Origin of the sequence: Luteimicrobium sp. DT211, from assembly GCF_049844995.1 — a bacterium.
Lineage (GTDB): Bacteria > Actinomycetota > Actinomycetes > Actinomycetales > Cellulomonadaceae > Luteimicrobium.
In genome coordinates, this window is sequence record NZ_JBNCMC010000002.1 from 430,398 (window position 1) to 455,619 (window position 25,222).

At 74.2% G+C, this 25,222-nt stretch carries 26 protein-coding genes; 13 read left to right on the forward strand and 13 right to left on the reverse strand.

The features are described from left to right. Positions 1-9 precede the first annotated feature (9 nt). Positions 10-918, forward strand: a complete 909-nt coding sequence (locus ACLQ14_RS06125; protein ID WP_425810953.1) for a PPK2 family polyphosphate kinase — start codon at positions 10-12, stop codon at positions 916-918. Positions 919-950: 32 nt separating this feature from the next. Here the strand turns inward: ACLQ14_RS06125 and zapE are convergent, their stop codons facing one another. Then, complete coding sequence (zapE, locus tag ACLQ14_RS06130; RefSeq protein WP_425810955.1) at positions 951-1,982, reverse strand: cell division protein ZapE; 1,032 nt, start codon at positions 1,980-1,982, stop codon at positions 951-953. A gap of 62 nt (positions 1,983-2,044) precedes the next feature. Further along, positions 2,045-2,722: a hypothetical protein gene (locus ACLQ14_RS06135; protein ID WP_425810957.1), complete on the reverse strand. Its 678-nt coding sequence runs from the start codon at positions 2,720-2,722 to the stop codon at positions 2,045-2,047. A gap of 112 nt (positions 2,723-2,834) precedes the next feature. Between ACLQ14_RS06135 and ACLQ14_RS06140 the strand changes: the two genes are divergently transcribed. Next, on the forward strand, positions 2,835-3,362 hold the full coding sequence (locus ACLQ14_RS06140; protein WP_425810959.1) for a hypothetical protein: 528 nt from the start codon (positions 2,835-2,837) through the stop codon (positions 3,360-3,362). A 63-nt stretch (positions 3,363-3,425) separates the two neighbouring features. Here the strand turns inward: ACLQ14_RS06140 and ACLQ14_RS06145 are convergent, their stop codons facing one another. The 3 genes from ACLQ14_RS06145 to gndA are packed head-to-tail and all read right to left on the reverse strand — an operon-like array spanning position 3,426 to position 6,854. After that, positions 3,426-4,142, reverse strand: coding sequence for an aspartate/glutamate racemase family protein (locus ACLQ14_RS06145; RefSeq protein ID WP_425810961.1), 717 nt, complete (start codon positions 4,140-4,142; stop codon positions 3,426-3,428). Continuing rightward, positions 4,135-5,421 (reverse strand): carboxylate--amine ligase, encoded by a 1,287-nt coding sequence (locus tag ACLQ14_RS06150; RefSeq protein ID WP_425810963.1) that lies wholly within the window; start codon positions 5,419-5,421, stop codon positions 4,135-4,137. The genes ACLQ14_RS06145 and ACLQ14_RS06150 overlap by 8 nt, the downstream gene beginning before the upstream one ends. Beyond that, positions 5,418-6,854 (reverse strand): NADP-dependent phosphogluconate dehydrogenase, encoded by a 1,437-nt coding sequence (gene gndA, locus ACLQ14_RS06155; protein WP_425810965.1) that lies wholly within the window; start codon positions 6,852-6,854, stop codon positions 5,418-5,420. The genes ACLQ14_RS06150 and gndA overlap by 4 nt, the downstream gene beginning before the upstream one ends. A gap of 140 nt (positions 6,855-6,994) precedes the next feature. Here gndA and ACLQ14_RS06160 point away from each other — a divergent pair, with 140 nt between their 5' ends. From ACLQ14_RS06160 to ACLQ14_RS06170, 3 genes are read left to right on the forward strand one after another with little or no spacing between them, the layout of a single operon-like run. Next, positions 6,995-7,588, forward strand: coding sequence for a DUF3000 domain-containing protein (locus ACLQ14_RS06160; protein WP_425810966.1), 594 nt, complete (start codon positions 6,995-6,997; stop codon positions 7,586-7,588). Further along, the gene (locus ACLQ14_RS06165) at positions 7,585-8,835 is read left to right on the forward strand and encodes an HRDC domain-containing protein (RefSeq protein WP_425810968.1); all 1,251 of its coding nucleotides are present in this window, start codon (positions 7,585-7,587) and stop codon (positions 8,833-8,835) included. The genes ACLQ14_RS06160 and ACLQ14_RS06165 overlap by 4 nt, the downstream gene beginning before the upstream one ends. A 10-nt stretch (positions 8,836-8,845) precedes the next feature. Beyond that, positions 8,846-9,844: a lipid II:glycine glycyltransferase FemX gene (locus tag ACLQ14_RS06170; protein ID WP_425810970.1), complete on the forward strand. Its 999-nt coding sequence runs from the start codon at positions 8,846-8,848 to the stop codon at positions 9,842-9,844. Positions 9,845-9,921: 77 nt separating this feature from the next. On the opposite strand, the gene ACLQ14_RS06175 is transcribed toward ACLQ14_RS06170, so the two are convergent. After that, complete coding sequence (locus ACLQ14_RS06175) at positions 9,922-10,383, reverse strand: SRPBCC family protein (protein WP_425810972.1); 462 nt, start codon at positions 10,381-10,383, stop codon at positions 9,922-9,924. A 151-nt stretch (positions 10,384-10,534) separates the two neighbouring features. Here ACLQ14_RS06175 and ACLQ14_RS06180 point away from each other — a divergent pair, with 151 nt between their 5' ends. From ACLQ14_RS06180 to ACLQ14_RS06195, 4 genes are all read left to right on the forward strand, one after another. After that, on the forward strand, positions 10,535-11,773 hold the full coding sequence (locus ACLQ14_RS06180) for a thiolase family protein (protein WP_425810974.1): 1,239 nt from the start codon (positions 10,535-10,537) through the stop codon (positions 11,771-11,773). A gap of 48 nt (positions 11,774-11,821) precedes the next feature. Continuing rightward, positions 11,822-13,945, forward strand: a complete 2,124-nt coding sequence (locus ACLQ14_RS06185; RefSeq protein ID WP_425810976.1) for a 3-hydroxyacyl-CoA dehydrogenase NAD-binding domain-containing protein — start codon at positions 11,822-11,824, stop codon at positions 13,943-13,945. Between the two features lie 81 nt (positions 13,946-14,026). Continuing rightward, positions 14,027-14,449, forward strand: coding sequence for a TIGR03668 family PPOX class F420-dependent oxidoreductase (locus tag ACLQ14_RS06190; protein WP_425810978.1), 423 nt, complete (start codon positions 14,027-14,029; stop codon positions 14,447-14,449). A 52-nt stretch (positions 14,450-14,501) separates the two neighbouring features. Further along, a complete protein-coding gene (locus ACLQ14_RS06195; protein WP_425810980.1) occupies positions 14,502-15,617 on the forward strand; it encodes a carboxylate-amine ligase in 1,116 nt (371 codons plus the stop codon). 23 nt (positions 15,618-15,640) lie between these two features. Here the strand turns inward: ACLQ14_RS06195 and ACLQ14_RS06200 are convergent, their stop codons facing one another. The 6 genes from ACLQ14_RS06200 to dxs form a co-directional block, all read right to left on the reverse strand. Beyond that, the gene (locus ACLQ14_RS06200) at positions 15,641-16,318 is read right to left on the reverse strand and encodes a GNAT family N-acetyltransferase (RefSeq protein ID WP_425810982.1); all 678 of its coding nucleotides are present in this window, start codon (positions 16,316-16,318) and stop codon (positions 15,641-15,643) included. 52 nt (positions 16,319-16,370) lie between these two features. Next, positions 16,371-16,769, reverse strand: coding sequence for a type II toxin-antitoxin system death-on-curing family toxin (locus ACLQ14_RS06205; RefSeq protein WP_425810984.1), 399 nt, complete (start codon positions 16,767-16,769; stop codon positions 16,371-16,373). Next, a complete protein-coding gene (locus ACLQ14_RS06210; RefSeq protein ID WP_425810986.1) occupies positions 16,766-16,972 on the reverse strand; it encodes a ribbon-helix-helix protein, CopG family in 207 nt (68 codons plus the stop codon). The genes ACLQ14_RS06205 and ACLQ14_RS06210 overlap by 4 nt, the downstream gene beginning before the upstream one ends. A gap of 178 nt (positions 16,973-17,150) precedes the next feature. Continuing rightward, positions 17,151-17,696, reverse strand: coding sequence for a DUF1697 domain-containing protein (locus ACLQ14_RS06215; protein ID WP_425810988.1), 546 nt, complete (start codon positions 17,694-17,696; stop codon positions 17,151-17,153). Between the two features lie 20 nt (positions 17,697-17,716). Further along, positions 17,717-18,370, reverse strand: a complete 654-nt coding sequence (locus ACLQ14_RS06220) for an HAD family hydrolase (protein WP_425810990.1) — start codon at positions 18,368-18,370, stop codon at positions 17,717-17,719. Positions 18,371-18,431: 61 nt separating this feature from the next. Then, positions 18,432-20,333 carry a 1-deoxy-D-xylulose-5-phosphate synthase gene (gene dxs / locus ACLQ14_RS06225; RefSeq protein ID WP_425810992.1) on the reverse strand — a complete coding sequence of 634 codons (1,902 nt, stop codon included), beginning with the start codon at positions 20,331-20,333 and terminating at the stop codon, positions 18,432-18,434. Positions 20,334-20,507: 174 nt separating this feature from the next. On the opposite strand from dxs, the gene ACLQ14_RS06230 reads away from it, so the two are divergent. From ACLQ14_RS06230 to ACLQ14_RS06240, 3 genes are read left to right on the forward strand one after another with little or no spacing between them, the layout of a single operon-like run. Beyond that, entirely contained in the window at positions 20,508-21,980 is a 1,473-nt protein-coding gene (locus tag ACLQ14_RS06230) for a GuaB1 family IMP dehydrogenase-related protein (protein WP_425810994.1), read from the forward strand. Further along, positions 21,977-22,672 carry an NUDIX hydrolase gene (locus tag ACLQ14_RS06235; RefSeq protein ID WP_425810996.1) on the forward strand — a complete coding sequence of 232 codons (696 nt, stop codon included), beginning with the start codon at positions 21,977-21,979 and terminating at the stop codon, positions 22,670-22,672. Before ACLQ14_RS06230 ends, ACLQ14_RS06235 begins: the two co-directional genes overlap by 4 nt. Positions 22,673-22,710: 38 nt before the next feature. After that, on the forward strand, positions 22,711-23,619 hold the full coding sequence (locus tag ACLQ14_RS06240) for a phosphotransferase (protein WP_425810998.1): 909 nt from the start codon (positions 22,711-22,713) through the stop codon (positions 23,617-23,619). On the opposite strand, the gene ACLQ14_RS06245 is transcribed toward ACLQ14_RS06240, so the two are convergent. Further along, the gene (locus tag ACLQ14_RS06245; protein WP_425811000.1) at positions 23,603-24,268 is read right to left on the reverse strand and encodes a TetR/AcrR family transcriptional regulator; all 666 of its coding nucleotides are present in this window, start codon (positions 24,266-24,268) and stop codon (positions 23,603-23,605) included. The two genes, ACLQ14_RS06240 and ACLQ14_RS06245, sit on opposite strands and share 17 nt — an antisense overlap. A gap of 75 nt (positions 24,269-24,343) precedes the next feature. Between ACLQ14_RS06245 and ACLQ14_RS06250 the strand changes: the two genes are divergently transcribed. Beyond that, positions 24,344-25,213, forward strand: a complete 870-nt coding sequence (locus tag ACLQ14_RS06250) for an alpha/beta hydrolase (protein ID WP_425811002.1) — start codon at positions 24,344-24,346, stop codon at positions 25,211-25,213. Positions 25,214-25,222: the final 9 nt, after the last annotated feature.

Genomic DNA, 25,222 nt, shown 5'->3' on the forward strand with positions numbered 1-25,222 from the left:
GCTCGCGCCATGGCCAGCGGCACGAAGCACGGCGGCAAGAAGCGCGGCAAGGCGAAGCCGAGCACGTCCGCGCTCGACGGTTGGAAGAAGCCGCCGCCCGAGGTGCTGCGCGCCCCGCACGGGCTCGACCTCGCCGCGTTCGACCGCGCGTCGACACCGGGGTGGAAGCACGGGCGCAAGGCCGGCGAGCAGCTGGTCGCCCGGCACGCCGACGAGCTGTCGGAGCTCCAGGAGCGGCTGTTCGCCGAGGGGCGGTCGGGCGGCACGCGGTCCGTGCTGCTCGTCCTGCAGGGCATGGACACGTCCGGCAAGGGCGGGATCGTGCGGCACGTCGTCGGGCTCGTGGACCCGCAGGGCGTCGCGCACCGCTCGTTCGGCGTGCCCACGCCGGAGGAGGCGCGGCACCACTACCTGTGGCGGGTCCGTCGCGCGCTCCCGCCGGCCGGGTACATCGGTGTCTTCGACCGCTCGCACTACGAGGACGTCCTCGTGGCGCGCGTCGACGAGCTCGTCCCGCCCGAGGTGTGGGAGAAGCGCTACGACGAGATCAACCGCTTCGAGGAGCGCCTCGTCGAGTCGGGAACCAGCCTCGTGAAGGTCGCGCTGCTCGTGTCGCCCGAGGAGCAGAGAGCCCGGCTGCTCAAGCGGCTCGACCGACCCGACAAGTACTGGAAGTACAACCCCGGCGACGTCGACGCGCGGCTGAGGTGGAGCGCCTACCAGGAGGCGTACCAGGCCGTGCTGGACCGGACCAACACCGAGGTCGCGCCGTGGCACGCGGTCCCCGCGGACCGCAAGTGGTTCGCGCGGCTCGCCGTCTCGGAGCTGCTCCTCGACGCGCTGCGCCGCCTGGATCTCGGCTGGCCCGCCGCCGACTTCGACGTCGGGACCGAGCGGGCCCGGCTGCTCGCGACCTGAGGGCCGCGCGTCGGGCCCGCGAGCCTGGGCGGCTAGGCCGCGAGTGCCGCGACGCGGGTGCGGCCGTCCTCCGCCAGCGCGCCGAGGCGCGAGAGCGCCCGGTAGTACTTCTTGCGGTAGCCGCCCGCGAGCATCTCGGGCGTGAACAGGCCGCTGTCCCCGCCGCCCAGCACGACGGGCACGTCCCGGTCGTACAACCGGTCGACCAGCACGACGAGGCGCAGCGCCACGTTCTGGTCCGTGACCGGGTGGACGCCCGTGAGCGCGAGCAGCTCGACGCCGTCGAGCATCGCGCCGTAGCGGCTCGGGTGGACGTGGGCGAGGTGCGCGACGAGCGTGTCGAAGTCGTCGAGCCGGGCGCCCTCCACCGACGCGGCGGCCGCACGTACGGCGTCCGCCGGCACGTCGGGCGCGTCGGTGACCGTCGGGCGGTGCCGGTAGTCGGGGCCGTCGATGCGCAGCACCTCGAACCGTGAGGACAGCGCCTGGATCTCGCGGAGGAAGTCCTCGGCCGCGAACCTGCCCTCCCCCAGCGACTCCGGGAGCGTGTTGGACGTCGCGGCGAGCGCGACCCCCCGGTCCGCCAGCTCGCGCAGCAGCCGCGACATGAGGACGGTGTCGCCCGGGTCGTCGAGCTCGAACTCGTCGATGCACACGAGGGTCTTCGTGGCGAGCGCGTCGACGGTCTGCCGGAACCCCATCGCGCCCACGAGGTTCGTGTACTCCACGAACGTCCCGAACGCGGTCCGCTCGAGCCCGACCTCGTGCGCGAGCGACGCCAGCAGGTGCGTCTTTCCGACGCCGAAACCCCCGTCGAGGTAGACCGCGGGGGGCGCCTGCTTCCTGGCCCGCTTGAACAGGCCCCCGCCCCGCGGGTGCACGAGCACCTGGGCGACCTCCTGCAGGCGCGTCAGCGCCGCCTGCTGGGTCGAGAAGTCTGGGTTCGCCCGGTACGTCGAGAACCTTGCCGCGGCGAAGTGCCGCGGGGGGACGAGGTCACCGAGCAGGCGGTCCGGCGAGACGTGCGGGACGACGTCGCTCAGCGAGGGGACAAGAGTGGTCACGACCGTCCAGGGTACGTCGGGTCGGGCGGCGCTCGCTGTGACGCGCGTCTCGGCGGGGCCGCTCAGCGCCCGTGCGGCGCGACCCGGACCAGCTGCGGCGCGCCCGGATCGTCGAGCACGCCGCGCACCGCGCCTGCGACCTCCGCGTGGCCCAGCTCCGCGTCCGGGTCGAGGTTGCGCTCGTCGCCGGCGACGGCCGCCAGGAACGACACCTCGTGGAAGCGCACGCCGTCCGCGTGCTCGGCGGCCACCGCGCGCAGGAGCATCCGCTGGGCGGCGCCCGTGACGTTGACCGGCCCCGAGCCCGCCATCGGCTCGTCCGCGGCGGCACCGTTGGTCGTCACGTAGACGGCGTCGTCCTGCCCCGCGAGGAGCGGCACGTACGCCTGCATCGCCCGCAGGTGGGCCGTGAGGTGGTCGTCGAGGGCGCGCTGCCAGGCGTCGGGCGCGAGGTCGAGCAGGCGCGGGCCGATGCTCCACCCGCCCAGCGACGCCACGACCGCCGACGGCGGCGGGTCCAGCCGCTCGAGCGTCGGTGCGGTGCCCGCGGGCCCGGCCGGGTCCAGAGGCACGACGACCAGCCGGCCGGGGGCGCCCTCGAGGCGCACGCCGAGGTCGTCGAGGGCGCCGGGGCGCCGCGTCGGCACCGCCACCGTGCACCCCCGGCGCACCAGGTCGGCCACCACGATCCGCCCCAGGAACCCGGCACCGCCGGCCGCCACCACCGTCCGCTCTCTCACGCACCCACCCTAGGTCGCTGTGGGCATCCGTCCTGCTGTCGCCGGCCGTCCGACACCAGCAGAACGGATGCCCACAGCGGGCGGGACGCGGGCGCGCGGATAGGGTGACGCCATGACCGAGAACGCCCCCTCCCCGCAGCCCGCCGCGCCGACCGCCCGGACCGTCCTCGTCCTGGCGGAGGACGCGCTGGGCGCCGCCGACGTCCAGCACATCGTCGGCATGCACCCCGACGACGAGCTGCGCTACGAGGTCCTGGTGCCCGCGGACTCGGAGCGCAACTTCGCCGTCGAGCTGATCGACCACCTGAGCGTCGGCGAGCTCCGGCAGGCGTGGCACGACCTGCGCCGCGACGTGCCGTCCGAGCCGCAGGCCAAGAAGACCGCGGAGGAGCAGGTCACCGAGACGGAGGCGCTGTTCGAGGCCGCCGGCCGGGACGCCACGGGCGTGGTGACGGGCGACGACCCGCTGCCCACCGTGCGGGAGCGGGCGGCGCGGGGCGACGTGCTCGAGCTCGTCGTCGTGACCTACCCGCACGCCGTCGAGGACACGTTCCACCGCGACTGGGCGTCGCGGGCCCGCGAGGAGCTCGACGACCTGCCCGTGCTCCACCTGTACGCGGGCACGAGCGAGATCGGCTGACCCGGGACGCACGTCGCCCGTCGTTCCCGTGGGGAGCGGCGGGCGACGTGCGTCGGGGCGCGGTCAGCCCGCGCGGACCTCGTGCCCCGCGCGGACGATCGTGGCGCGGGCGAGCTGGTCGAGCGAGTCCACGTACAGCGGGTCGGCCAGCAGGCCGTGGTCGACGGCGGCGACCGACAGCTCGGTGCAGCCCAGGACGACGGCCGCGGCACCCCGGTCCGCGAGGCGTCCCACCACGCCCTGGAGCGCCGGCAGGTTTACCGGACGCCCCGCCTTGACCTGCTCGTAGATCACGGCGGAGACGACGGCCTGGTCCGCGTCGTCGGGCACGATCGTGTCGATGCCGTGCGCGGCGAACGCGTCCTGGTAGACCTTCGCGGCGACGGTGCCCTCGGTCGCGAGGAGACCGACCGTCGTCCGGTCCCCGATGCGGGCGCGCACCGCGTCGACGGTCGCCTCCACGATCGAGAGGAACGGGACGTCGACGGCGTCGACGACCTGCTGGGTGAAGTGGTGCGCCGTGTTGCAGGGCATCACGAGGAACTCCGCCCCGAACGCCTCGAGCCGGCGCGCGTCGCGCGCGAGAACGGGACCGGGGTCCTCGGTGGACCGGCCCAGCACGAACGCCGTGCGGTCGGGGATCGTCGCGTGGTCGAGCACGACCATGTCGAGGTGGTCCTGGTCCCGCTCGGCGCGCGTCAGCGCGACGACCCGCTGCAGGAAGTAGGCGGTCGCCATGGGGCCGACGCCGCCCAGCACGCCGACGAGGGGCTCAGCCACGCGGCGCCCCTGCACCGGTCGGCGCGCCCGACTCCCGGTACGCGGTCGCCCGCGCCTCGGAGACCGGGTAGAACTGGCGGAACTTGCGCACCTGGTTGAGCTCCGACAGCCAGACCCACAGGTCGCGGCGCAGGGAACGGTCACGGCCGTAGCGCAGCGGGTGCGCCACGCGGCGCACCTGCTTGAGCCGGGCGCGCACGTCGGGGTCGTTCGCGGCCTTCACGTACCGGCGCAGCAGGAAGCCCGGGACGATCCGGTAGAGCACCTGCTGCCGGATCGGCACGGGGATGTTGCCGTGCAGCACGTGCTCGGTGACCCAGAGCTTGGCCGGGTTCACCCCGCTCGCCGTCATGTAGTAGTTCGAGCGCCCGGTGCGCGGGTTGAGCTCGAAGAAGTAGCCCTTGCCGTCCCGCGGGTCGACCTTGATGTCGAAGTTCGCGAACCCCGTCCAGCCCAGGTGCTCCACGAGCCTGCGCGCGTCCGCCTCGATCTGCGGCAGCGGACCCGTGAGGATCGCCGCCGGGTTCCCGAGCGTGCCGGGCGTGTGCTCCTCGACGAGGACGTTGCCGCCCACCGCCGTCCGCACGTACCCCCGCTGGTCGGAGAACGTCGTCATGATCCGCATCTGCGCGTCCGAGCCGGGGACGAACTCCTGGACGATGAACACGCCCCGGTACCCCGCCTCCCCCGCCGCCGTCAGGAGCCACTGCAGGTCCTCGGCGTTCGAGAGCTCGTGGACCTTCCGTTTGCCCCGGAACGCGACGTGGTGCCACGCCGCGTTGTCGCCCGGCTTCGCGATGATCGGGAACCGCAGGCCGAGCTCGCCCACCTGGTCGCCGCCGTGCCGCACGACCGTCCGCGGGTGCGCCACGCCCAGCTCGATGCACAGCTCCGAGAACCGCTCCTTGTCCATCACGCGGTCCAGCAGGTCGAGCCGCGTGTACGGGACGATCGCCACGTCCTCGAGCCGCGCCCGGTGCTGCGCGAGCGCGCGGACGTACCAGTCGACGCACGTCACGACCATGAGCGGCACGTCGGAGCGCGCCGCCAGGTCGCGGATCGTGGCCACCATGACGTCCGGGTCGTCCAGACCCGGGACGACGAGGTTGTCGAGGATCTTCGAGTGCCGGACGTTGCGGGTCGGGACGATCGTCACGACCGTCGAGCGGACCCCGTAAGCCTCGTGGAACGCGCGGGCCAGGCTGTACGCGCCCGCGTCGCCGCCCAGGACGACCGGGCGGACGACGGGGGCGCCGGCCTGCTTCGAGCGTCGGCTCACGCCGTGATCTCGCTACGGTCGCCCGACCACTCCGTGTGGAACGTCCCCTCGCGGTCGACGCGGCGGTACGTGTGCGCACCGAAGAAGTCGCGCTGCGCCTGGATCAGCGCCGCGGGCAGCCGCTCGGCGCGGACGCCGTCGTAGTACGCCAGCGACGACGCGAACGCGGGCGTCGGGACGCCGTTGAGCGCGGCCTGGGCCACGACCCGGCGCCACGCCGCGAGGCCCTTGCCGACGACGTCCGCGAAGTACGGGTCGGCGATGAGCAGCGGCAGGTCCTCGTCGCGCTCGTACGCCTCGGTGATCCGGTTGAGGAACTTCGCGCGGATGATGCAGCCGCCCCGCCAGATGCGGGCCATCGCACCGCGGTCGACGCCCCAGCCGTACTCGGCGCTCGCCGCGGCGATCTGGTCGAAGCCCTGCGAGTACGCGACGAGCTTGGAGGCGTAGAGCGCGAGCCGGACGTCCTCGACGAAAGCGTCGCGGTCCTCGATCTGCCAGGTGCCGGCATCGCCCGGGAGCGCGGCGCGTGCTGCCTCGCGCTGCGGGACGGACCCGGACAGCGCGCGGGCGAACGTGGCCTCCGCGATGCCGGTGATCGGGACGCCGAGGTCGAGGGCGTTCTGGACCGTCCAGCGGCCGGTGCCCTTCTGCTCGGCCTGGTCGAGGACGACGTCGACGAACGCGTTGCCGGTGGCCGCGTCGACGTGCTGCAGCACGTCCGCGGTGATCTCGATGAGGAACGACTCGAGGTCGCCCGCGTTCCACTGCTCGAAGATCTTGCCGATCCCGGCGGCGGACTCGCCGAGCCCGTGCCGCAGGAGGTCGTACGCCTCCGCGATGAGCTGCATGTCCGCGTACTCGATGCCGTTGTGGACCATCTTCACGAAGTGGCCGGCGCCGTCGGGGCCGACCCAGGTGCAGCACGGGGTGCCGTCGACCTTGGCGGAGATGTCCTCGAGGATCGGGCCGAGGGTCGTGTACGACTCCTTCGGGCCGCCGGGCATGATGCTGGGGCCGTTGAGCGCGCCCTCCTCGCCGCCGGACACGCCCATGCCGACGAAGTGCAGGCCGAGCTCGGCGAGCTTGTGCTCGCGGCGGATCGTGTCCGGGAAGTGCGCGTTGCCGCCGTCGATGACGACGTCGCCCTCCTCGAGGTGCGGGATGAGCTCGTCGATGACCGCGTCGGTGGCGGCGCCGGCCTTGACCATGATGACGATCTTGCGGGGGCGCTCGAGGGAGGCCACGAAGTCCGCCGTCGACTCCGACGGGACGAAGTCGCCGTCCGTGCCGTGGTCGGCGATCAGCGACTCGGTCTTGGCGTAGGAGCGGTTGTGCACCGCGACCGTGTACCCGTGGCGGGCGAAGTTCCGTGCGAGGTTGCGGCCCATCACGGCGAGGCCCGTGACACCGATCTGTGCGCGTGCGGACATGCTTCAGACTCCTAGGCGGTGGTCGACAGATACGTCGGAGATGCTCAGCGGCTCCGTGGCCAGCGTAATCCAGACGCGCTCGGCGACGGCACGCCGTCCGCCTCCACGAGAACGGGCCTACCAGCACCTACAGTGCCCGTGTGAGTCCGGCCGGCGACCAGCACGTGCCCGAGGAGTTCCAGCGCGCGCTCCGCTCCTTGCGGGATCTGCGGGTGCGCGCGGACGTCTCGTTGCACGAGATCCCCGCCCCCACGCGGGTGGCCCCCTACGCCCTGGCGCTGACCGGTGAGCTCGCGGGCCACGGTGCCCACGCGACCGACGCCGCGAGCGGGCGGTTCGTCGTGCTGTACGACCCGGACGGCCAGGAGGTCTGGCAGGGCCGGTTCCGCGCGGTCACGATGGTGCGGGCCCCGCTCGAGCGCGACCTGGTCCGCGACCCGCTCCTGTCGGAGGTGGCGTGGACCTGGCTGCGCGAGGCGCTGGTCTCGGCGGGTGCGGGCTCGCGCGCGCACGGCGGTACCGTGACGCGGGTGATCTCCGAGAGCTTTGGTTCCCTGGCCGACACGCCGGAGGCGGACGAGATCGAGATCCGCGCGTCCTGGACCCCCACGACGCCGGACCTCGCGCCGCACCTCCACGCGTGGGCCCATCTCATGGGCTCCGTCGCGGGCCGGCCCGCCCTGCCCGAGGGCGTGACCCCGTTGCGCGCGCGCCGCGCGGGGAGCGGCTCGTGACGCAGGGCACCGCCGACGACGCCCCCCTGGCCGAGCAGCCCGAGGTCACGCCGCTCCTCGAGCCGGCCGCCGGGGTGCCGCGCGTCGTGGCGACCCCGGCCGCCTACCGGGACGCCGTGGAGCGGCTGGCTGCTGGGACGGGCCCGGTCGCCGTCGACGCCGAGCGTGCGTCCGGCTACCGCTACGGCCAGCGCACCTACCTGGTCCAGGTGCGCCGGGAGGACGTCGGCACGGTGCTCGTCGACCCGGTGCCGTTCGAGGACCTCAGCGAGCTGGGCGCGGCGCTCGGCGACGCCGAGTGGGTGCTGCACGCCGCGACGCAGGACCTGCCGGGCCTGGCGGACCTGGGGATGCGCCCGGCCAAGGTGTTCGACACCGAGCTGGCCGCCCGGCTCCTCGGTTACGAACGCGTCGGGCTCGGCGCCGTCGTGGCGCGGGTCCTGGGTCTGGGGCTCGCCAAGGAGCACTCGGCGCAGGACTGGTCGACCCGGCCGCTGCCCGAGGACTGGCTGCGCTACGCGGCGCTCGACGTCGAGCTCCTGGTGCCGCTGCGCGACCACCTCGTGGACGAGCTCGCGGCGCAGGGCAAGGCGGACTGGGCGGCGCAGGAGTTCGAGTTCGAGCGCCTCGCTCCCCCGGCGCCGCCGCGCGTCGAGCCCTGGCGGAGGACGTCGGGCTCGGCCGCGCTGCGGGACCGGCGCAGGCTCGCCGTCGTGCGGGCGCTGTGGGAGGCGCGCGACGCGAACGCGCGCCTGCGAGACCTGTCGCCCGGCCGCGTGCTGCCGGACCGCTCGATCGTCGCGGCGGCGCAGGCGCTGCCCCGCACGGTCGCGGACCTGACGCGGCTGTCCGAGTTCGCGAGCAAGGGCACCAAGCGCCGGGCCCCCGTCTGGCAGCGCGCGATCTCCGAGGCGCTCGCCCTGCCGGCCGACGAGCTGCCGTCGCTGCGGGGCCCCGGGACCGACGGGCCGCCGCCCGCCCGCGCGTGGGCGGACCGCGACCCCGCGGCGTGGGCCCGGCTCGAGGTGGCGCGTCCGCTCGTCGCCGAGATCGCGGCGAACCACCGGCTCCCGACGGAGAACCTGCTCCAGCCCGACGCGCTGCGGCGCCTGTGCTGGACGCCGCCGGAGCCGATGACGCCCGAGGCAGTCGCCGATTTCCTGCACGGCCGGGCGGCGCGCGAGTGGCAGGTCGGGCTGGTCGCGGAGCCGCTCGCGCGGGCCTTGACGGAGGTCGACGCCGGGTAGGGTTCTCGCCATGCCCGGTTCCTCCCCTCTCGTGACCGTGATCGACGACCCGACCCTCTGGGACTCCGAGGTCGACCGGCTCGGCGGCCACCCGCTCCAGCTCTGGGGCTGGGGCCAGGTCAAGGCCGACGGCGCCTGGACCGCCCACCACGTCGAGATCTCCCTGGGAGACCAGACGATCGGCCTCGCTCAGGTCCTCGTCCGCCAGCTCCCGACGCCGTTCCGCTCCCTCGCCCACGTGCCCCGCGGCCCGGTCGTCCCCGACCCCGCGCTGCGCGGGCTCGTGTGCGACGCGGTCGCGAACTGGTGCCGCAAGGAGGTCGGCGGCATCTCGGTGACGTTCGAGCCCGACTGGGACGCGGCCGACCCGCTCACGGTCTCCGGCGCGGTCCCGTCGCCGAACCCGATCCTCTACCCCAAGACGCTGATCCTCGACCTGTCGAAGACCGAGGACGAGCTGCTGGCCGCGATGTCCCGGACCACCCGCTACGACATCCGCAAGGGCCTGCGCACCGGCCTCGACGTGCGGCGCGTCACCACGGAGGACGAGGTCCGCGGCGTCCTGGACGTCTACCACGAGACCGCGTCGCGGGCCGGTTTCGCCCTGCACGACGACGAGTACTACCTCGCGATCCACCGGTACCTCGGCGAGCGGTCGCTTCTCGTGGCAGCGTTCGACGCCGAGGGCAAGCCCTGCGCGTTCGTGTGGGACGTCGTCTCGGCCACCACGGCCTTCGAGCTGTACGGCGGCCAGAACGATGCCGGCCGCTCGCTGCGCGCCAACGCCCCCGTGAAGTGGAAGGCCGTCACGATCTCCCGCGACGCCGGGCTGCGCCGCTACGACATGAACGGCCTGCTCAACGACGGGATCTCCGAGTTCAAGAAGTCGTTCGCGCAGCACGAGGACGAGCTGACCGGCTCGTTCGACGTCCCGTTCTCACCCCTGTACAGCATGTGGAACAAGGCGCTCCCCCTCGCGAAGAAGGCGGTGCGCAAGGTCCGCGGCTGACCTGACACCCCCTTCGTCCGACGGCGGCGCTCCCCACCCGGGGTGCGCCGCCGTCGTCGTCGCTCCGCTCGTCGTGACTACCGCTCCCCCGCCAGGACGGCGTCCAGCTTGCCGAACGTGCGGCGCCACCCAGGGGCATAGTCGTGCGCCGAGACCCCGACCAGCTCGCCGTGCACGAACCGCATGGCGGTGGCGTCACCGTCACCCACGAGCTCCACGGTCACACGTGACCGGGTGCCCGGCTCGGACTCCCACGACCACGTGAAGTCCAGGAGACTCGGCTCCTCGACGCGGAGGTACTCGCCGCGGGACGTGTGCCCTTCGCCGCCCGGGTCCCGGAACGAGATCTCGAACCGGCCGCCGACGTGGACGTCGAGCTCGGCGGACGTCACGACGCCGCCAGGATCCGAGCCCCACCACCTGCTCACACGCTCAGGATCCGTCCACGCACGCCAGACGACGTCGAGCGGAGCGTCGAACCTGTGCTCGACGACGACCGAGGAGCCTGACGCTCCCGAGGACTGCGGCTGCACCGTCATGCACGCATCGTAGGTCGCTGCACCGACGGCGCCGTGGCGCACGCCACATCCGCCCGGCGGCAGGTGCGTAGACTTTCCTAGGACTGGCGGTATCGTGTTCTTCGCGTCGACGGACCGCCCAGGACATCGCAGTCCAGATTCAGGAGAAGCCATGACCACCGCCTCCACCCGCCCCACCGTGCGTGACGTCGTCTTCGTCGACGGCGTACGCACCCCGTTCGGCAAGGCCAGGCCCGACGGCCTGTACGCCGGCACCCGCGCCGACGACCTCGCCGTCAAGACGGTGCGCGAGCTCCTCCGCCGCCACCCCGAGCTCCCGCCCGAGCGCATCGACGAGGTCGCCATCGCCGCCACGACGCAGCAGGGCGACCAGGGGCTCACGCTCGGCCGGTCCGTGGCCGTGCTCTCCGGGCTCCCCAAGACGGTCCCCGGCTACGCCATCGACCGCATGTGCGCGGGCGCGATGACCGCCGTCACCACGACCGCCTCCGGGATCATGGCCGGCATGCAGGACGTCGCCCTCGCCGGCGGCGTCGAGCACATGGGCCACCACCCCATGGGCTTCGACGCGGACCCCAACCCGCGCTTCCTCACCGAGCGCCTCGTCGAGGGCGACGCACTCGTCATGGGCGCCACCGCCGAGAACCTCCACGACCGGTTCCCCCACCTCACCAAGGAGCGCGCCGACGCCTACGGCGTGCAGTCCCAGGCCCGCTACGCGAAGGCGCTCGCGGACGGGAACATCACGCCCGACCTGGTGCCCGTGGCGGTCCGTTCGGAGCTCGGCTGGGGCCTCGCCACGGCCGACGAACTGCCCCGTCCCGGCACGACCGTCGAGGCCATCGCGAACCTCAAGACGCCGTTCCGCCCGGGCGGCCGGGTGACCGCCGGGAACGCCTCCCCCCTGACCGACGGCGCGACCATGTCGCTCGTGGCCTCGGGCGAGACCGCCGACGAGCTCGGCCTCGCGCCCCGCATGCGCCTCGTGTCGTTCGCGTTCGCGGGCGTCGACCCGGAGATCATGGGCTTCGGCCCGATCCCGTCCACCGAGAAGGCCCTCGCCAAGGCGTCCCTCACGATCGACGACATCGGCCTCTTCGAGATCAACGAGGCGTTCGCCGTCCAGGTCCTCGCGTTCCTCGACCACTTCAAGATCGACGACGACGACCCGCGCGTGAACCCGTACGGCGGCGCCATCGCGGTCGGGCACCCCCTCGCCTCGTCGGGCGTGCGGCTCATGACGCAGCTCGCGCGCGAGTTCTCCCAGCACCCCGACGTGCGCTACGGCATCACGACCATGTGCGTCGGCCTCGGCATGGGCGGCACGGTGATCTGGGAGAACCCGCACCACGCCGACTACTCCGGCCACTCCGACGCGACGCGCCACTGAGTCGACGCCCGCGCACCCCCCGAACTCGAACCCAGGGACGGATCACCGATGACCGACACCACCCCCACCCCGCGCGCCGAGCGGGTCACCCACTTCCTCGTGCGCGACGTCGCACTCCCGGACGACCTCGGCACGCTCGCCCTCGTCACCCTCGACAACGGCCTCGACCACACCAAGCCCACGACCCTCGGCCCGCAGGGCATCGCCGAGCTCCAGGCCGTTGTCGACGACCTGCACGAGCGCGCCGCCGCCGGCGAGATCGTCGCCGTCGGCGTGACCGGCAAGCCGTACTTCCTCGCCGCGGGCGCCGACCTCACCCAGGTCGCCTCCGTCACCTCGCGCGACGACGCGCTGGCCCTCGGCCGCGCCGGGCACGCCGCCTACCGGTCGCTGTCCGAGGTCGGCGTCCCCACCTTCGCGTACATCAACGGGGTCGCCCTCGGCGGCGGCCTCGAGATCGCGCTCAACTGCGACTACCGGACCGTCGCGTCCGACGCCGGAGCGCTCGCCCTCCCGGAGACCGGCCTCGGCCTCGTCCCCGGCTGGGGCGGCGCGTACCTCGTGCCCCGGCTGATCGGCGTGCGGAAGGCGCTCGACGTCATCCTCACGCGGCCCGCCCAGAACAAGCCGTTCAAGGCCGCCGAGGCGTACGAGCTCGGGCTCGCCGACGCGATCTTCGACGCCGCCGACTTCCTCGAGGAGTCGATCCGCTGGACCGCCGCGATCCTGCGCGGCGAGATCGTCGTCGAGCGCCGCCCGCTCGACGACGAGGCGACGTGGTCCGGCACGGTGGCCGCGGCGCGGGAACGCCTCGACGCCACCGTCCACGGCTCCCGCCCCGCGCCCTACCGGGCGCTCGACCTCGTGGCCCACCGTGACCGGGACAAGACCGAGGCCTTCGCCGCCGAGGACGAGGCGCTCGCGGACCTCATCATGACCGACGAGATGCGCGCGAGCGTCTACGCGTTCCAGCTCGTCTCGCACGGCAAGAAGCCCGCGGGCGCGCCCGACCCGTCGCTCGCCCGGCCCGTCACCCGCGTCGGGATCGTGGGCGCCGGCCTCATGGCCGCCCAGATCGCCCTGCTGTTCGCCCAGCGGCTCCAGGTCCCCGTCGTCATGCGGGACATCGACCAGGAGCGCGTCGACAAGGGGCTCGGGTTCGTCCAGTCCCAGCTCGCCAAGCTCGTCTCGACCGGCCGCATGTCCAAGGACACCGCGGCGCGCATCACGGCCCAGGTGCACGGCACCACGGACGTCCAGGAATTCGCCACCTGTGACTTCGTGATCGAGGCCGTCACCGAGGTCCTGGGGCTCAAGAAGAAGGTCTTCGCGGAGCTCGAGGGCATCGTGTCCCCCGAGACGATCCTCGCGACGAACACGTCGGCCCTGTCGATCACGGAGATGGCCGCCGACCTGCAGCACCCGGAGCGCGTCGTCGGCATCCACTTCTTCAACCCGGTCGCCGCCATGCCGCTCGTCGAGGTCATCCACGCGGAGAGGACGTCCGACGAGGCCCTCGCGACCGCGTTCGCCGTCACCAAGAAGCTCCGCAAGACGTCGGTGCTGGTCAAGGACCGCCCCGGGTTCGTGGTGAACCGGCTCCTCGTGCTCGTCATGGGCAAGATCGTCGAGGCGGTCGAGAACGGGACCCCCGTCGACGTCGCCGACCACGCGACCGACCCGCTCGGGTTCCCCATGCCGACGTTCGAGCTGTTCGACCTCGTCGGCCCCGCCGTCGGCCTGCACGTGCTGCAGTCGCTCCGGGAGGACCTGGGCGACCGCTTCCCCGCCTCCCCCGGCCTCGAGAAGCTCGTCGCCGACGGGACGCGCGTCGTGCTGGACGCCCCGGCGAAGGGCCTGCCGAAGCCGGTCAACCCGGAGATCCAGGGCGTGTTCGGCACCGCCGGCGGAGCGGGCTCGGATTCGACCGCGCTCGACGCGGCGGGCGTCCTCGACGCCACGCTCACGGCGCTCACCCGCGAGATCGGGCTGATGCTCGAGGAGGGCGTCGTCGCCACGCCGCAGCAGATCGACCTCTGCATGATCCTCGGCGCCGGGTGGCCCTTCCACCTGGGCGGCATCACGCCGTACCTCGATCGCGCCGGCTACTCGGAGCGCGTGCTCGGCAAGCGGTTCCTGCCCGACGGCGTCGCGAACGTCGCGCGCGGCTGACGCACCCCGGCACGACGACGGCGCCCGCCCCCGCGATCGGGTGCGGGCGCCGTCGTCGTGGGCCGGGGGCAGAATCCGAGGATGCGACTCGACGAGGCGACCTGCCGCGACCGGCTGGGCGCCGCACGGCACGCGCACCTGGCGACCACGGGCAGCGACGGCCAGCCGCGCGTCGTGCCGGTCACGTTCGCGCTGGTCGGTGACGAGCTCGTCACCGCCGTCGACCAGAAGCCCAAGACCACCACCCGGCTCCGGCGCCTGCGCGACATCGCCGAGAACCCGCGCGTCGCAGTGCTCGCCGACCGCTACGACGACGACTGGGCCCGGCTGTGGTGGGTCCGCGCCGACGGCGTCGCGGCCGTCGAGACCGAGGGCCCCGCTCGCGAGGCCGCGCTCGCCGCGCTCGCAAACCGCTACGCGCAGTACGTCGCCGATCCGCCCCGTGGCCCGGTGGTCCGGATCCGCGTCGAGCGGTGGACCGGCTGGTCCGCGTCCCCGCCCTGACCGCCCGCGTCCTCGCCCGGCGACGCGCAACCCGGTGCCGCAGACTGCTGAGGTGCGAAGCGTCGGCGTGGAAGAGGAGTACCTGCTGGTCGACGACGAGGGCGTGCCCGCGCCCCGCGCGCCGCAGGCACTCGCGGCCGGCGGCGACCCGGTCCTGCCGGGTGGGCCCGAGGAGGTCGCGGATGCCGACGGCCCGGGCGGCGAGCTCGAGGCCGAGCTGAAGCAGCAGCAGCTCGAGACCTCGACGCCCCCGTGCGCGGACCTCGAGACGCTCGCCGGAGAGCTGCGCGAGGGCCGCGCCCGCGCCGGACGTGCGGCCGGACGCGCGGGCGCCCGTGCGGTCGCGCTGGCCACCTCGCCGCAACCGTTCGCCTCGACGGTCACGCCGGAGCCCCGGTACCGGGAGATGAGCCGGCTGTTCGGCCTCACGGCACGCGAGCAGCTCACGTGCGGGTGCCACGTGCACGTGGCGGTCGACTCGCCGGACGAGGGGGTCGCCGCCATCGACCGGATCGGCGTCTGGCTGCCGGTGCTGCTGGCGCTGAGCTCCAACTCGCCGTTCTGGCGCGGCGAGGAGACCCACTACGCGAGCTACCGCGCCCAGGTCTGGAACCGCTGGCCCACCTCGGGCCCGACGCAGCCGTTCGGGTCCGTCGCGGCCTACCGCGCCGCGGTCGACCGCCTGGTCGCGACCGGCACGGCGCTCGACGAGGGGATGGTCTACTTCGACGCCCGGCTGTCGGCGCGGTACCCGACCGTCGAGGTGCGGGTCGCCGACGTATGCCTCGACCTCGAGGACGCCGTCCTGCTGGCCGCGCTCGCGCGCGGCCTCGTCGAGACGGCGGTCCGCGACGCCGCCGCCGGCGCGACGGCGCCCGACGTCCGGCTCGAGCTCCGCCGCGCCGCGTCGTGGCGGGCGAGCCGCTCGGGCATGCGCGAGGACCTGCTCAGCCCGACGACGTTCCGGCCGGTGCCCGCCGCCGACGCCGTGGCAGCGCTCCTCGCGCACACGCAGGGGGCGCTCGCCGACGCCGGCGACCTGGAGCGCGTCACCGACCGCGTCGCCCAGCTCGTCGACCGCGGGACGGGCGCGGACACGCAGCGCCGGTGGCGGGCCGACGGGCTCCCGGCGCTCGTCGAGCGCGCGGCGCTGCGCACGCTCGCCTGAGGGCGGGGATCGCCGGCGGCGGGTCAGAGCCCCAGCAGCTCCCGGACCGGCTCGACGCCGTGCAGCGTGACCTCGGGCCGGTCGGTCTGCGCCTCCCACGCCTCACGAGTCAGCCGGTAGCGGTTGCTCGTCACGGCCCTGCCCTCGCGGGCCAGGATCTCGACGCCGTTCGGCTCGTACCCGAGCCTGCGGGTCACCCCGTTCGACGGCCCGTTGTCGGCGAACGCCACCGTCGTCGCCTCGACCATGCCCAGACCCTCGAACAGCAGGTGCAGCACCATGCGCCGCATGAGGGTGCCGGTCCCCCGGCCCTGGTGGCGCCGCCCGAGCCACGAGCCGGTCTCGACGGTCCGGGTGACGGCGACGTCGGTCCCGAAGAAGCCCTGGATCCCCACCGGCTCGCCGGCCCGGACCACCCCGAGCTCGAGCCGCAGGCGGTCCGTGCCGAGCGCGCCGGCCCGCCCGCCCCAGTGGTAGGTCAGGACGCTGCGCCCGACCTCGGCCGGCGTCCCTCGCGTCCACGGCGTGGTGAACGGCATCGCGTCCTCGGCGTGCACGCCCTCGGCGGCGAGGCGCGCCAGGCGGAGGAGCAGGTCGTCGTCGAGGTACCGCAGCTCCACGTCGCCGCTGACCACGTGCAGGCCCGCGAAGGGCCAGAGGTCGTCGAGCGTGAGGGAGTCCGTGGCGGTGCGCGTCGTCATGCGCCGACGCTGCCAGCCGCCACGGCGACCGGGCAAGTCGATTGACGATCCGTTACCGCGCCCAGGGCGCAAGGGTCGACGCGACGGTGTACACATCGCCGAGCGACCCGTCCGCGATCGCCATGGTGAGCACGTAGAGCTCCTCGTGAGGCGCCACGAACCTCCGCCCGTTCAGCCCGTAGAAGGTGACGACCGCGACCACGCCGAGTCGCTCGTTGCCGTCGAGGAGCGCATGGCTCTGCACGCACGACAGCATGAGGGCGGCAGCCTTCGTGTCGAGCGTCGGGTAGGCGTCGACGCCGAACATCGAGCTTTGAGGGCGGTGGACGGCCGAGTCGAGGGCGCCCCAGTCACGCACGACCGGCTCCGCCCCGAGCAGCGCACGCCCGGCCGCGAGAAGGTCGTCGACCTCGAGGTACTCGACCGGAGCAGGGGTCCCGGCGTCGCTCACGCGAGCCGGTCGAGGACGGGCTTGTACTCCCGGATCGCGTCGGCGATCAATCGGTCTCGCAGCTCGGTCCGTCGCTGGGCGTAGGCGCGGACCGCCTCTCGGACGATGTCGTTCTGCGACCGGCCCTCACGCTCCGCCGCCGTCTCGATCGCCTTCTTCTCCTCGGCGTCGAACCTCACGACGAGCGTCGTGGTACCGCTCATGTCGGCTTCTCCTCTGCGTTCGACACACCTGCTGATATCACGGCGATAGCCGGAGGGCTTGCCTCTCGGTGCGTGGTTTTTGGCTTGTTCGGCGATCCGCGGGCCGAAGAGGAAGACGGTGGCGCTTGGCACACTATTTCTTACTCAGCCCGACGACGTCGTTCCCGTGCGAGCTCCGTCAGAGCAGCCGGCGGAGCGTGCGGACGTTGCGGGTCGTGGTCGTCGCGCGGTAGCGGGCCTTGGACGAGAGCTTCGAGAACGGGGCGTCGAGGGTGCCGCCCTGCGGCACCTGCCAGTAGACGACCCCCTCCCCTCCCCCGACCGGGTCGGTCGCCGGGTCGAGACCGAGCTCGTCCGCCGCGGCCAGCAGCTCCTCCAGCACGGCCGGCTCGGAGACGAACGTCACGTAGTCGTGCCAGCCGTCCCGCGCGGGCCACGGGAAGGCATCGACGACGGCGGCCAGCGCGCCCTGCGGCACGAGCACGACCCAGGCGTCGTAGCCGAACCGCTCCCCCAGTCCCGCCTCGATCCGCGTCTTCGCGTCCGGCAGCGCCTCGTCCGTCGCATCGACGACGACGTTCCCGCTCGCGAGCACCGTGCGCACACCCGTGAAGCCGAGCCCTTCGACGCACGCCCGGAGGTCGGCCGACCGGATCGTCACCCCGCCCACGTTCACGCCCCGGAGGAGCACCACCCATCGGCCGTCGTCGCCCGTCGTCGTCATGCGGGCCATCCTGCCCGAGGTCAGCCGCCGTGCGCACCGGCGAGCGCGAGAGCCTCGCGCGTCGTCGAGCCGACGACGTCCGGCCCGGCCGGGCCCTCCCAGACGCGCCCGTGCGACACCCAGGCCGTCCGGACGCCCGCCGCGCGGCCTGCCGCGACGTCCGCGTGGGCGGCGTCGCCCACCATCCAGACGCCGCCGCGGTCGGCGCCGGCGGCGCCGAGCCGGTGCAGCGCGATCTCGAGCAGGCGGGGGTCAGGCTTCGCGACGCCCTCCTCGTCCGAGACCACGACGACGTCGACGTGCTCCTCGATACCGGTGCGGGCGACCTTGGCGCGCTGCTGCGCCGACGTGCCGTTCGTGACCACCGCCACCCGGTGCCCCGCCGCCCGCAGGGTGTCGAGGTCGGCCAGCACGCCGTCGTACGCACGGAGGCGCTCGACGATGCCGGCGCGGAACCGGAGGATCGCGGCGGGCACGTCGTCGTCCCAGCCGAGCAGGTCGACGAGGAGCGCGGCGAGAGCCGTCTTCGAGCCGTGCCCGTCCTCGTCGACGGCGAGGACCGCCTCGAGCGCGTCGGCGGGTGCGCCGGCCGCAGCGAGCGAGTCCGCCGCCCAGGCCCGGAACGCCTCCGTGCGGCCGACGAGCGTGTTGTCGAGGTCGAGCAGCCAGATCACGGTCGCAGGCTAGCCGCCGCCCGGACGCGGCGGCGCGAGCGGCCACACCTCGGACCCGCGCTCAGCCGTCCTGGCCGAGCGTGCCCAGCGCGCCGAGCGCGTCCGCGGCGACGTCCGAGGCCGTCAGGCGGCAGGCCGCGACGATCTCCTCGCGGCTCGCGTGGTCGAGGAACGCGGTCGGCAGGCCGAGCGTGAGCATGCGCGCCGGGTGGCCCTCCGCGGTCAGCCGCTCGCCGAGCAGCGCGCCGACACCCCCCTCGGCGAGGCCGTCCTCGATCGTCACCACGAGGTCGGCGTCGCCCGCGAGCTTGACGAGGGCCGTCGGGAGCGGCAGCACCCACGTGGGCGCGGCGACGGTCGTCGCGACACCGTGCTCGCCGAGCACCTGGGCCGCCTCGACGGCGGTGCCGACCATGGAGCCCACGCCGACGACCAGGACCCTTCGGGCGCCGTCGGACTCGGCCCCCGGCCCCGTCCGCGCCACGACGTCGACGTCGTCCAGCCGGTCGACAGCCGGGAGGTCCGGCCCGAGCGAGCCCTTGGGGTAGCGCACGACGGTGGGGGCGTCGTCGACGTCGACGGCGGTGCGGAGCGCCTCGCGGAGGGTCGCCTCGTCGCGGGGCGCGGCGAGGCGCAGGCGCGGCACGAGCCGGAGCATCGCGAGGTCCCACATGCCGTGGTGGCTCGGGCCGTCGGGGCCGGTGATGCCGGCCCGGTCGAGGACGAACGTGACGCCCGCGCGGTGCAGCGCCACGTCCATGAGGACCTGGTCGAACGCGCGGTTGAGGAACGTGGCGTAGAGCGCGACGACGGGGTGCAGGCCGGCGAACGCCATGCCCGCGGCCGACGTCACCGCGTGCTGCTCGGCGATGCCCACGTCGACCGTCCGGTCCGGGAACTCGCGCGAGAACGGCAGGAGGCCGACGGGCTCGAGCATCGCGCCGGTGATGGCGACGACGTCGGGCCGCCGGCGGCCGATCTGCACGAGCTCGTCCGCGAAGACCTTGGTCCAGCCGAACCGCGACGGCGCGATCGGCAGGCCCGTCTCGGGGTGGATCACGCCGATCGCGTGGAAGCGGTCGGCGACGTCCTCCTCGGCGGGCGTGTAGCCCCGGCCCTTCTCGGTGATGACGTGCACGATGACCGGGCCGCCGAACGCCTTGGCCTGGCGCAGAGCCCGCTCGACCGCCTGCTCGTCGTGGCCGTCGACCGGGCCGATGTACTTGAGGCCGAGGTCCTCGAACATGCCCTGGGGCGCGACGACGTCCTTGATGCCCTTCTTCAGCCCGTGCAGCCACTCGTACGCGAAACGCCCGGGCGGCCCGGACCGGGTCAGGGTCCGCTTGCCCCACTGCAGGAAGGACTCGTAGCCGTCCGTGGTCCGCAGCGTGTCGAGGTGGTGGGCGAGCCCGCCGATCGTCGGCGAGTACGAGCGTCCGTTGTCGTTGACGACGATGACGAGGCGGCGGTCCTCGGCCGCGGAGATGTTGTTGATGGCCTCCCAGGCCATGCCGCCGGTGAGCGCGCCGTCGCCGATCACGGCCACGACGTGCCGGTCGCGCAGCCCCCGCACCGCGTTGGCGCGCGCGATGCCGTCGGCCCAGCTCAGCGAGGTCGACGCGTGCGAGTTCTCGACCACGTCGTGCTCGGACTCGGCCCTGCTCGGGTACCCGGCCAGCCCGTCCTTCTGGCGGAGCGTCGAGAAGTCCTGGCGCCCGGTCAGCAGCTTGTGCACGTACGACTGGTGGCCCGTGTCGAAGACGAACGTGTCGCGCGGGGACTCGAACACCCGGTGCATCGCGACGGTCAGCTCGACGACACCGAGGTTGGGCCCGAGGTGCCCGCCCGTGCGGGACACCGCCTGGACCAGGAACTCCCGGATCTCCGCGGCCAGCTGCCGCAGCTGCGCCGGGGTCAGCCCGTCCAGGTCCCGTGGTCCCGAGACCTGCTCCAGCAGCCCCATCGGCGCTCTCCCTTCGTGGTGCCTGTCGGGTCGTGGCCAGCCTGCCGCCGACTCCCGACCATCGGACGATTCTACGCAGCGACCCGCGCCCCGCCGATGAAGGACGCCTGCACAGGCTGTGCGAGTGAGCCGCGCCACGTTCCCCGGCCGGCCCCCGACCTTAGACTCGAAGCTATGCGCTTCCTGCCCGGGCAGACCCCGACGACCGACCTGACCTACGGCGACGTCTTCCTCGTCCCCTCGCGCTCGGACGTGGCGTCCCGGTTCGACGTCGACCTGTCCAGCACCGACGGCACCGGCACGACCATCCCCGTCGTCGTCGCCAACATGACCGCGGTCGCGGGCCGGCGCATGGCCGAGACCGTCGCGCGGCGCGGCGGCCTCGTCGTGATCCCGCAGGACATCCCCGTGGACGTCGTCGCCGACGTCGTGGCGGACGTGAAGTCCAAGGACCCCGTCGTCGAGTCCGCGGTCGTCGTCGCACCCGGCGACACCGTGCAGACCGCGCTCTCCCTGCTCGGCAAGCGCAGCCACGGCGCGGCCGTCGTCGTCGACCAGGGCGTGCCGGTCGGCGTCGTCGCGACCGCGGACTGCCAGGGCGTCGACCTGTTCACCCAGGTGCGCGAGGTCATGACCCCGGACCCGACCACGCTCGACGTGGGCGCCCTCGGCGGTCTGGGCCCGGACGGCCGGGCCGACGCCGCCGCGCTCGAGAAGGCGTTCACCCTGCTGCACGAGCGCCGCCACCACCTCGCGCCCGTGGTGCGCGACGGCCGGCTGGTCGGCGTCCTGACCCAGAAGGGCGCGCTCCGGTCCTCGGTCTACTCCCCCGCGGTCGACGCCGCGGGCCGCCTGCGCATCGCGGCCGCCGTCGGCATCAACGGCGACGTCGCGGGCAAGACCCGCGCGCTGCTCGACGCCGGGATCGACACGCTCGTCGTGGACACCGCCCACGGCCACCAGGTCAAGATGCTCCAGGCGCTCGACGCCGTCCGCAGCGTGTCCCCCGACGTCCCCGTCGTCGCGGGGAACGTCGTGACGGCCGACGGCGTGCGCGACCTCGTGGCGGCCGGGGCCGACATCCTCAAGGTGGGCGTGGGCCCGGGCGCGATGTGCACGACGCGCATGATGACCGGCGTCGGGCGGCCGCAGTTCTCGGCCGTGCTCGAGTGCGCGGCCGCGGCCCGCGAGCTCGGCAAGCACGTCTGGGCCGACGGCGGTGTCCGGCACCCGCGCGACGTCGCGCTCGCGCTCGCCGCCGGCGCCTCCCAGGTCATGGTCGGCTCGTGGTTCGCCGGCACGCACGAGTCGCCCGGCGACCTGCACGACGACGGCACGGGGCGCCTGTACAAGGACTCGTTCGGCATGGCCTCGGCCCGCGCGGTCGCGGCGCGCACCCTCGGCGGGTCCCCGTTCGAGCGGGCTCGCAAGGGCCTGTATCAGGAGGGCATCTCCACGGGCCGCATGTACCTGGACCCGCGCCGCCCCGGTGTCGAGGACCTGCTCGACGAGATCACGTCGGGCGTGCGGAGCTCCTTCACGTACGCGGGCGCCGCGACCATCGAGGAGTTCTTCGAGCGCGCCACCGTCGGGGTCCAGTCCGCCGCCGGGTACGCGGAGGGCGCGCCCGTCCCGGAGAGCTGGTGACCGCACCGGCGACGGCGCGCGACCAGCTCGTCGCGCTCGCCGCCGACGAGCACGACTGGGCCACGTCGTGGCGGTATGCGATCGGCAGGTCCGACCCGGCCCGCACCCGCGACGCCGCGGTGCTCCTGCTGTTCGGCGTGCTCGACGGAACGCCCGCGGCGCACCGCTCGAGCGCGGTCGCGCGGGACCTCGACGTCCTGCTGCTCGCCCGCGCGGGAACGCTCGGCCAGCACCCCGGCCAGGTCGCCTTCCCGGGCGGCCGCGTCGACCCGGGCGACGGGGGGCCGGTCGACGCGGCGCTGCGCGAGGCCGTCGAGGAGACCGGGCTCGACGCGGCGGGCGTCGAGGTGCTCGGCACGTTCCCGCCGCTCCCCCTCCCGGTCAGCCATCACCTCGTCACACCCGTGCTCGGCTGGTGGGCGACGCCCACGCCCGTGCGGGTGGTCGACGACGCCGAGTCGGCGCACGTGTTCCGGGTGCCGGTGGCGGACCTCGTCGCCCCGCAGAACCGGCGGACCGTCGTCGCCCGCCGCGGAGCCCGCTCGTACCGGAGCCCCGGGTTCCTCGCGGCCGCGGACGGCCGCGAGCACCTCGTGTGGGGCTTCACCGCCGGGATCCTCGACGCCGTGCTCGACCGCCTCGGCTGGGCCGAGCCGTGGGACGAGTCCCGGACCGTCGACGCCCCGCTCTGACGCGGTCACGGCCCGCGCCCACCCCGTAGGGTCGGTCCGTGGAAGCCGACATCGTGGTGACGACCGACCTCGCTCGCGCGCTCCTGGGCGCCCAGCACCCCGACCTCCTCGAGCTCGCTGACGCGCGGCTCGACGTCGCCGCGAACGGGTGGGACAACGCCGTGCTGCGGCTCGGCGACGACCTCGCGCTCCGGCTCCCCCGGCGCGAGGCGGCCGCGCACCTCGTCGAGCACGAGCAGGCCGTGCTGCCGGTCCTCGCGACGCGGCTCCCGGTGCCCGTGCCGGATCCCGTCCGGGTCGGGCGCGCGGAGCCGGCCGTCGGCTATCCCTACGCGTGGAGCGTCGTCCCGTGGTTCGACGGCGAGACCGCGGCGCGGACGCCCGTCGTGCGCCGCACCGCCTGGGCGCCGACGCTGGGTCGCGCGCTCGCGGCGCTGCACGTCCCGGCGCCGTCCGACGCGCCAGCCAACCCCTTCCGCGGCGTCCCGCTCGCCGGGCGTGCGGCGGCGTTCGCCGAGCGGCTCGTGCGCGCCGACGACGGTGCCCGGGTGGTGCTCGAGGCTGCGTGGGCCGCGGGGCTCGCCGCTCCCCCGTACGACGACCCTCCGGTGTGGCTGCACGGCGACCCGCACCCGGGCAACGTCGTCGCGCGGGTCCGCGGCGGGGCCGACGACGAGCTCGCGGCGCTCGTGGACTTCGGGGACGTGACGAGCGGCGACCCGGCATCGGACCTGGCGACAGCGTGGCTGAGCTTCGACGCCGCGGGCCACGCGGCGTTCCGGGACGCGTACGTCACGGCGGGCGGCACCGACGACGCCGCGACCTGGACGCGAGCGCGGGCCTGGGCCGCGAGCCTTGCGCTGGCGTTGCTCGCGTTCCCCGACGACCATCCGCTCATGGCCGAGGTGGGGCGGCACACCGTCGCGCGCCTCAGCTCCGGGGACTGACGGGGGCGTCAGCGACGAGCTCCGCCCCCGCGGCCAGCAGGAGGCCGCGCACCGCCCCGTTCGCCCGGTCGTACGCAGCCGGGTCGCCGAGCAGGACCGACGCGAGGTCGGCGCGATCGAGCAGCGCGTCGACGGTGAAGACGAGCTGGTCGATGTCGGTGGCGCCGTCGAGCTCCCCCCGGCTCACGGCGTCTCCGACGAGGCGTGCGAGGTACGCGTCCCAGTCCTGGAGCGCCGCGACCACCGCGTCCCGCACGGGGCCGGGGGTCCGGGCGTCGAGCTCGGTCGCCGCCGAGCGGAAGAAGCAGCCGCCGTCGAACACGCGGTCGTGGGAGTAGCGCAGCCACGCCAGCACGGTCCCCCAGAGTCGGGCGAGACCGGGCTCGGCGTCCGTGGCCGGCAGCACGACCGCCTCCCGGAAGACCTCGCGCGCGTGGGCGACCACCGCGAGCTGCAGCCCCTCCTTGGACCCGAACAGGCCGGCGATGCCGCTCTTGTTCACGGGCGCAACCGCGGCGAGCGTGCCGAAGGTCAGTCCGTCGAGGCCGTCCACCGAGGCCATCTGCACCGCGCGGTCGAGGACGGCGCGGCGCGTGCGGTCGCCGCGGAGCCGCCGTCCGTCGGTCGCGGTGGGGTCCGGAGTGCTCATGCGGTCGAGTGTACGACCGTTCGTTCAGTGTTACTGTGCGAACGGTCGTACATCTTTCCGTCTCAGGAGGTCGCTATGCCCTACGTCCCCACGGGAGTCAGCACCGGCTTCCGCATGCTCTCCGTCGCCGCGCCCCCGCTCGCGGTCCGCCTCGGCGCGCGAGCGTTCTGGCGGGTCGGCCCGCCCGCGCCGGTCCGGCCGGCCGACCGCCCCGTGCACGAGCGCGCCCAGCGGGGCGCGGTCCTCGTCGGCGGCGAGCGCGTCATCACCTACCGGTGGGGCGACTCGGCGTCCCCGACCGTCCTGCTCGTGCACGGCTGGCAGCTGCGGGCCTCGCGGTTCGCAGCACTCGTCGTCGCGCTCGAGCGGGCCGGGCACGGCGTCGTCGCGTTCGACGGCGTCGCACACGGTGACTCGTCGGGCCACCGGATGTCGGCGCTCGAGCACGTCGCAGCGATGCACGCCGTCCAGGACGCCGAAGGCCCGTTCACGGCGGTCGTCGGGCACTCGATCGGTGGCCTCGCGGCGGGCCTCGCCCTGCACGACGGGTTCGCCGCCGACCGCTTCGTCGCCGTCGCGCCGCAGGCGGGCTTCGACGCCGTCGCAGCGGCCTTCCTCCGCCTTGCCGGGCTCAGCCCCCGCCTGCACGACCGGTTCTGCGCGTACGTGGCCCGCACGTTCCCCGGTGGTACGCCCGACGCCCGCGCCCGGGTCGACCTCGCGACCCATCCCGCGCCGCCGACCGTGCCGACGCTCTTCGTCCAGGACGTCGACGACCGGATCACCCTCCCCGGCGACACCGTGCGGCTCCACGCCGCCCACCCCGGCAGCACGTTCCTCGCCACTCGCGGCCTGGGGCACACGCGGATCCTCGACGACGAGGCCGTCCTGGCCGCCGTCGTCGGGCACGTCGCGGCGCCGCTGCCCGCCGTCCTCGGCAGGTGATGTCGGGGC

What these genes read in the sequence shown, in the direction of transcription:
- ACLQ14_RS06140 (WP_425810959.1), top strand. Translation starts at nt 2,835, where the DNA reads ATGACCGAGAACGCCCCCTCCCCGCAGCCCGCCGCGCCGACCGCCCGG.
- ACLQ14_RS06175 (WP_425810972.1), bottom strand. Translation starts at nt 10,383, where the DNA reads ATGACGGTGCAGCCGCAGTCCTCGGGAGCGTCAGGCTCCTCGGTCGTC.
- ACLQ14_RS06180 (WP_425810974.1), top strand. Translation starts at nt 10,535, where the DNA reads ATGACCACCGCCTCCACCCGCCCCACCGTGCGTGACGTCGTCTTCGTC.
- ACLQ14_RS06245 (WP_425811000.1), bottom strand. Translation starts at nt 24,268, where the DNA reads ATGAGCACTCCGGACCCCACCGCGACCGACGGACGGCGGCTCCGCGGC.
- ACLQ14_RS06200 (WP_425810982.1), bottom strand. Translation starts at nt 16,318, where the DNA reads ATGACGACGCGCACCGCCACGGACTCCCTCACGCTCGACGACCTCTGG.
- ACLQ14_RS06185 (WP_425810976.1), top strand. Translation starts at nt 11,822, where the DNA reads ATGACCGACACCACCCCCACCCCGCGCGCCGAGCGGGTCACCCACTTC.
- gndA (WP_425810965.1), bottom strand. Translation starts at nt 6,854, where the DNA reads ATGTCCGCACGCGCACAGATCGGTGTCACGGGCCTCGCCGTGATGGGC.
- ACLQ14_RS06210 (WP_425810986.1), bottom strand. Translation starts at nt 16,972, where the DNA reads ATGAGCGGTACCACGACGCTCGTCGTGAGGTTCGACGCCGAGGAGAAG.
- dxs (WP_425810992.1), bottom strand. Translation starts at nt 20,333, where the DNA reads ATGGGGCTGCTGGAGCAGGTCTCGGGACCACGGGACCTGGACGGGCTG.
- ACLQ14_RS06190 (WP_425810978.1), top strand. Translation starts at nt 14,027, where the DNA reads ATGCGACTCGACGAGGCGACCTGCCGCGACCGGCTGGGCGCCGCACGG.
- ACLQ14_RS06170 (WP_425810970.1), top strand. Translation starts at nt 8,846, where the DNA reads ATGCCCGGTTCCTCCCCTCTCGTGACCGTGATCGACGACCCGACCCTC.
- ACLQ14_RS06215 (WP_425810988.1), bottom strand. Translation starts at nt 17,696, where the DNA reads ATGACGACGACGGGCGACGACGGCCGATGGGTGGTGCTCCTCCGGGGC.
- ACLQ14_RS06125 (WP_425810953.1), top strand. Translation starts at nt 10, where the DNA reads ATGGCCAGCGGCACGAAGCACGGCGGCAAGAAGCGCGGCAAGGCGAAG.
- ACLQ14_RS06230 (WP_425810994.1), top strand. Translation starts at nt 20,508, where the DNA reads ATGCGCTTCCTGCCCGGGCAGACCCCGACGACCGACCTGACCTACGGC.
- ACLQ14_RS06250 (WP_425811002.1), top strand. Translation starts at nt 24,344, where the DNA reads ATGCCCTACGTCCCCACGGGAGTCAGCACCGGCTTCCGCATGCTCTCC.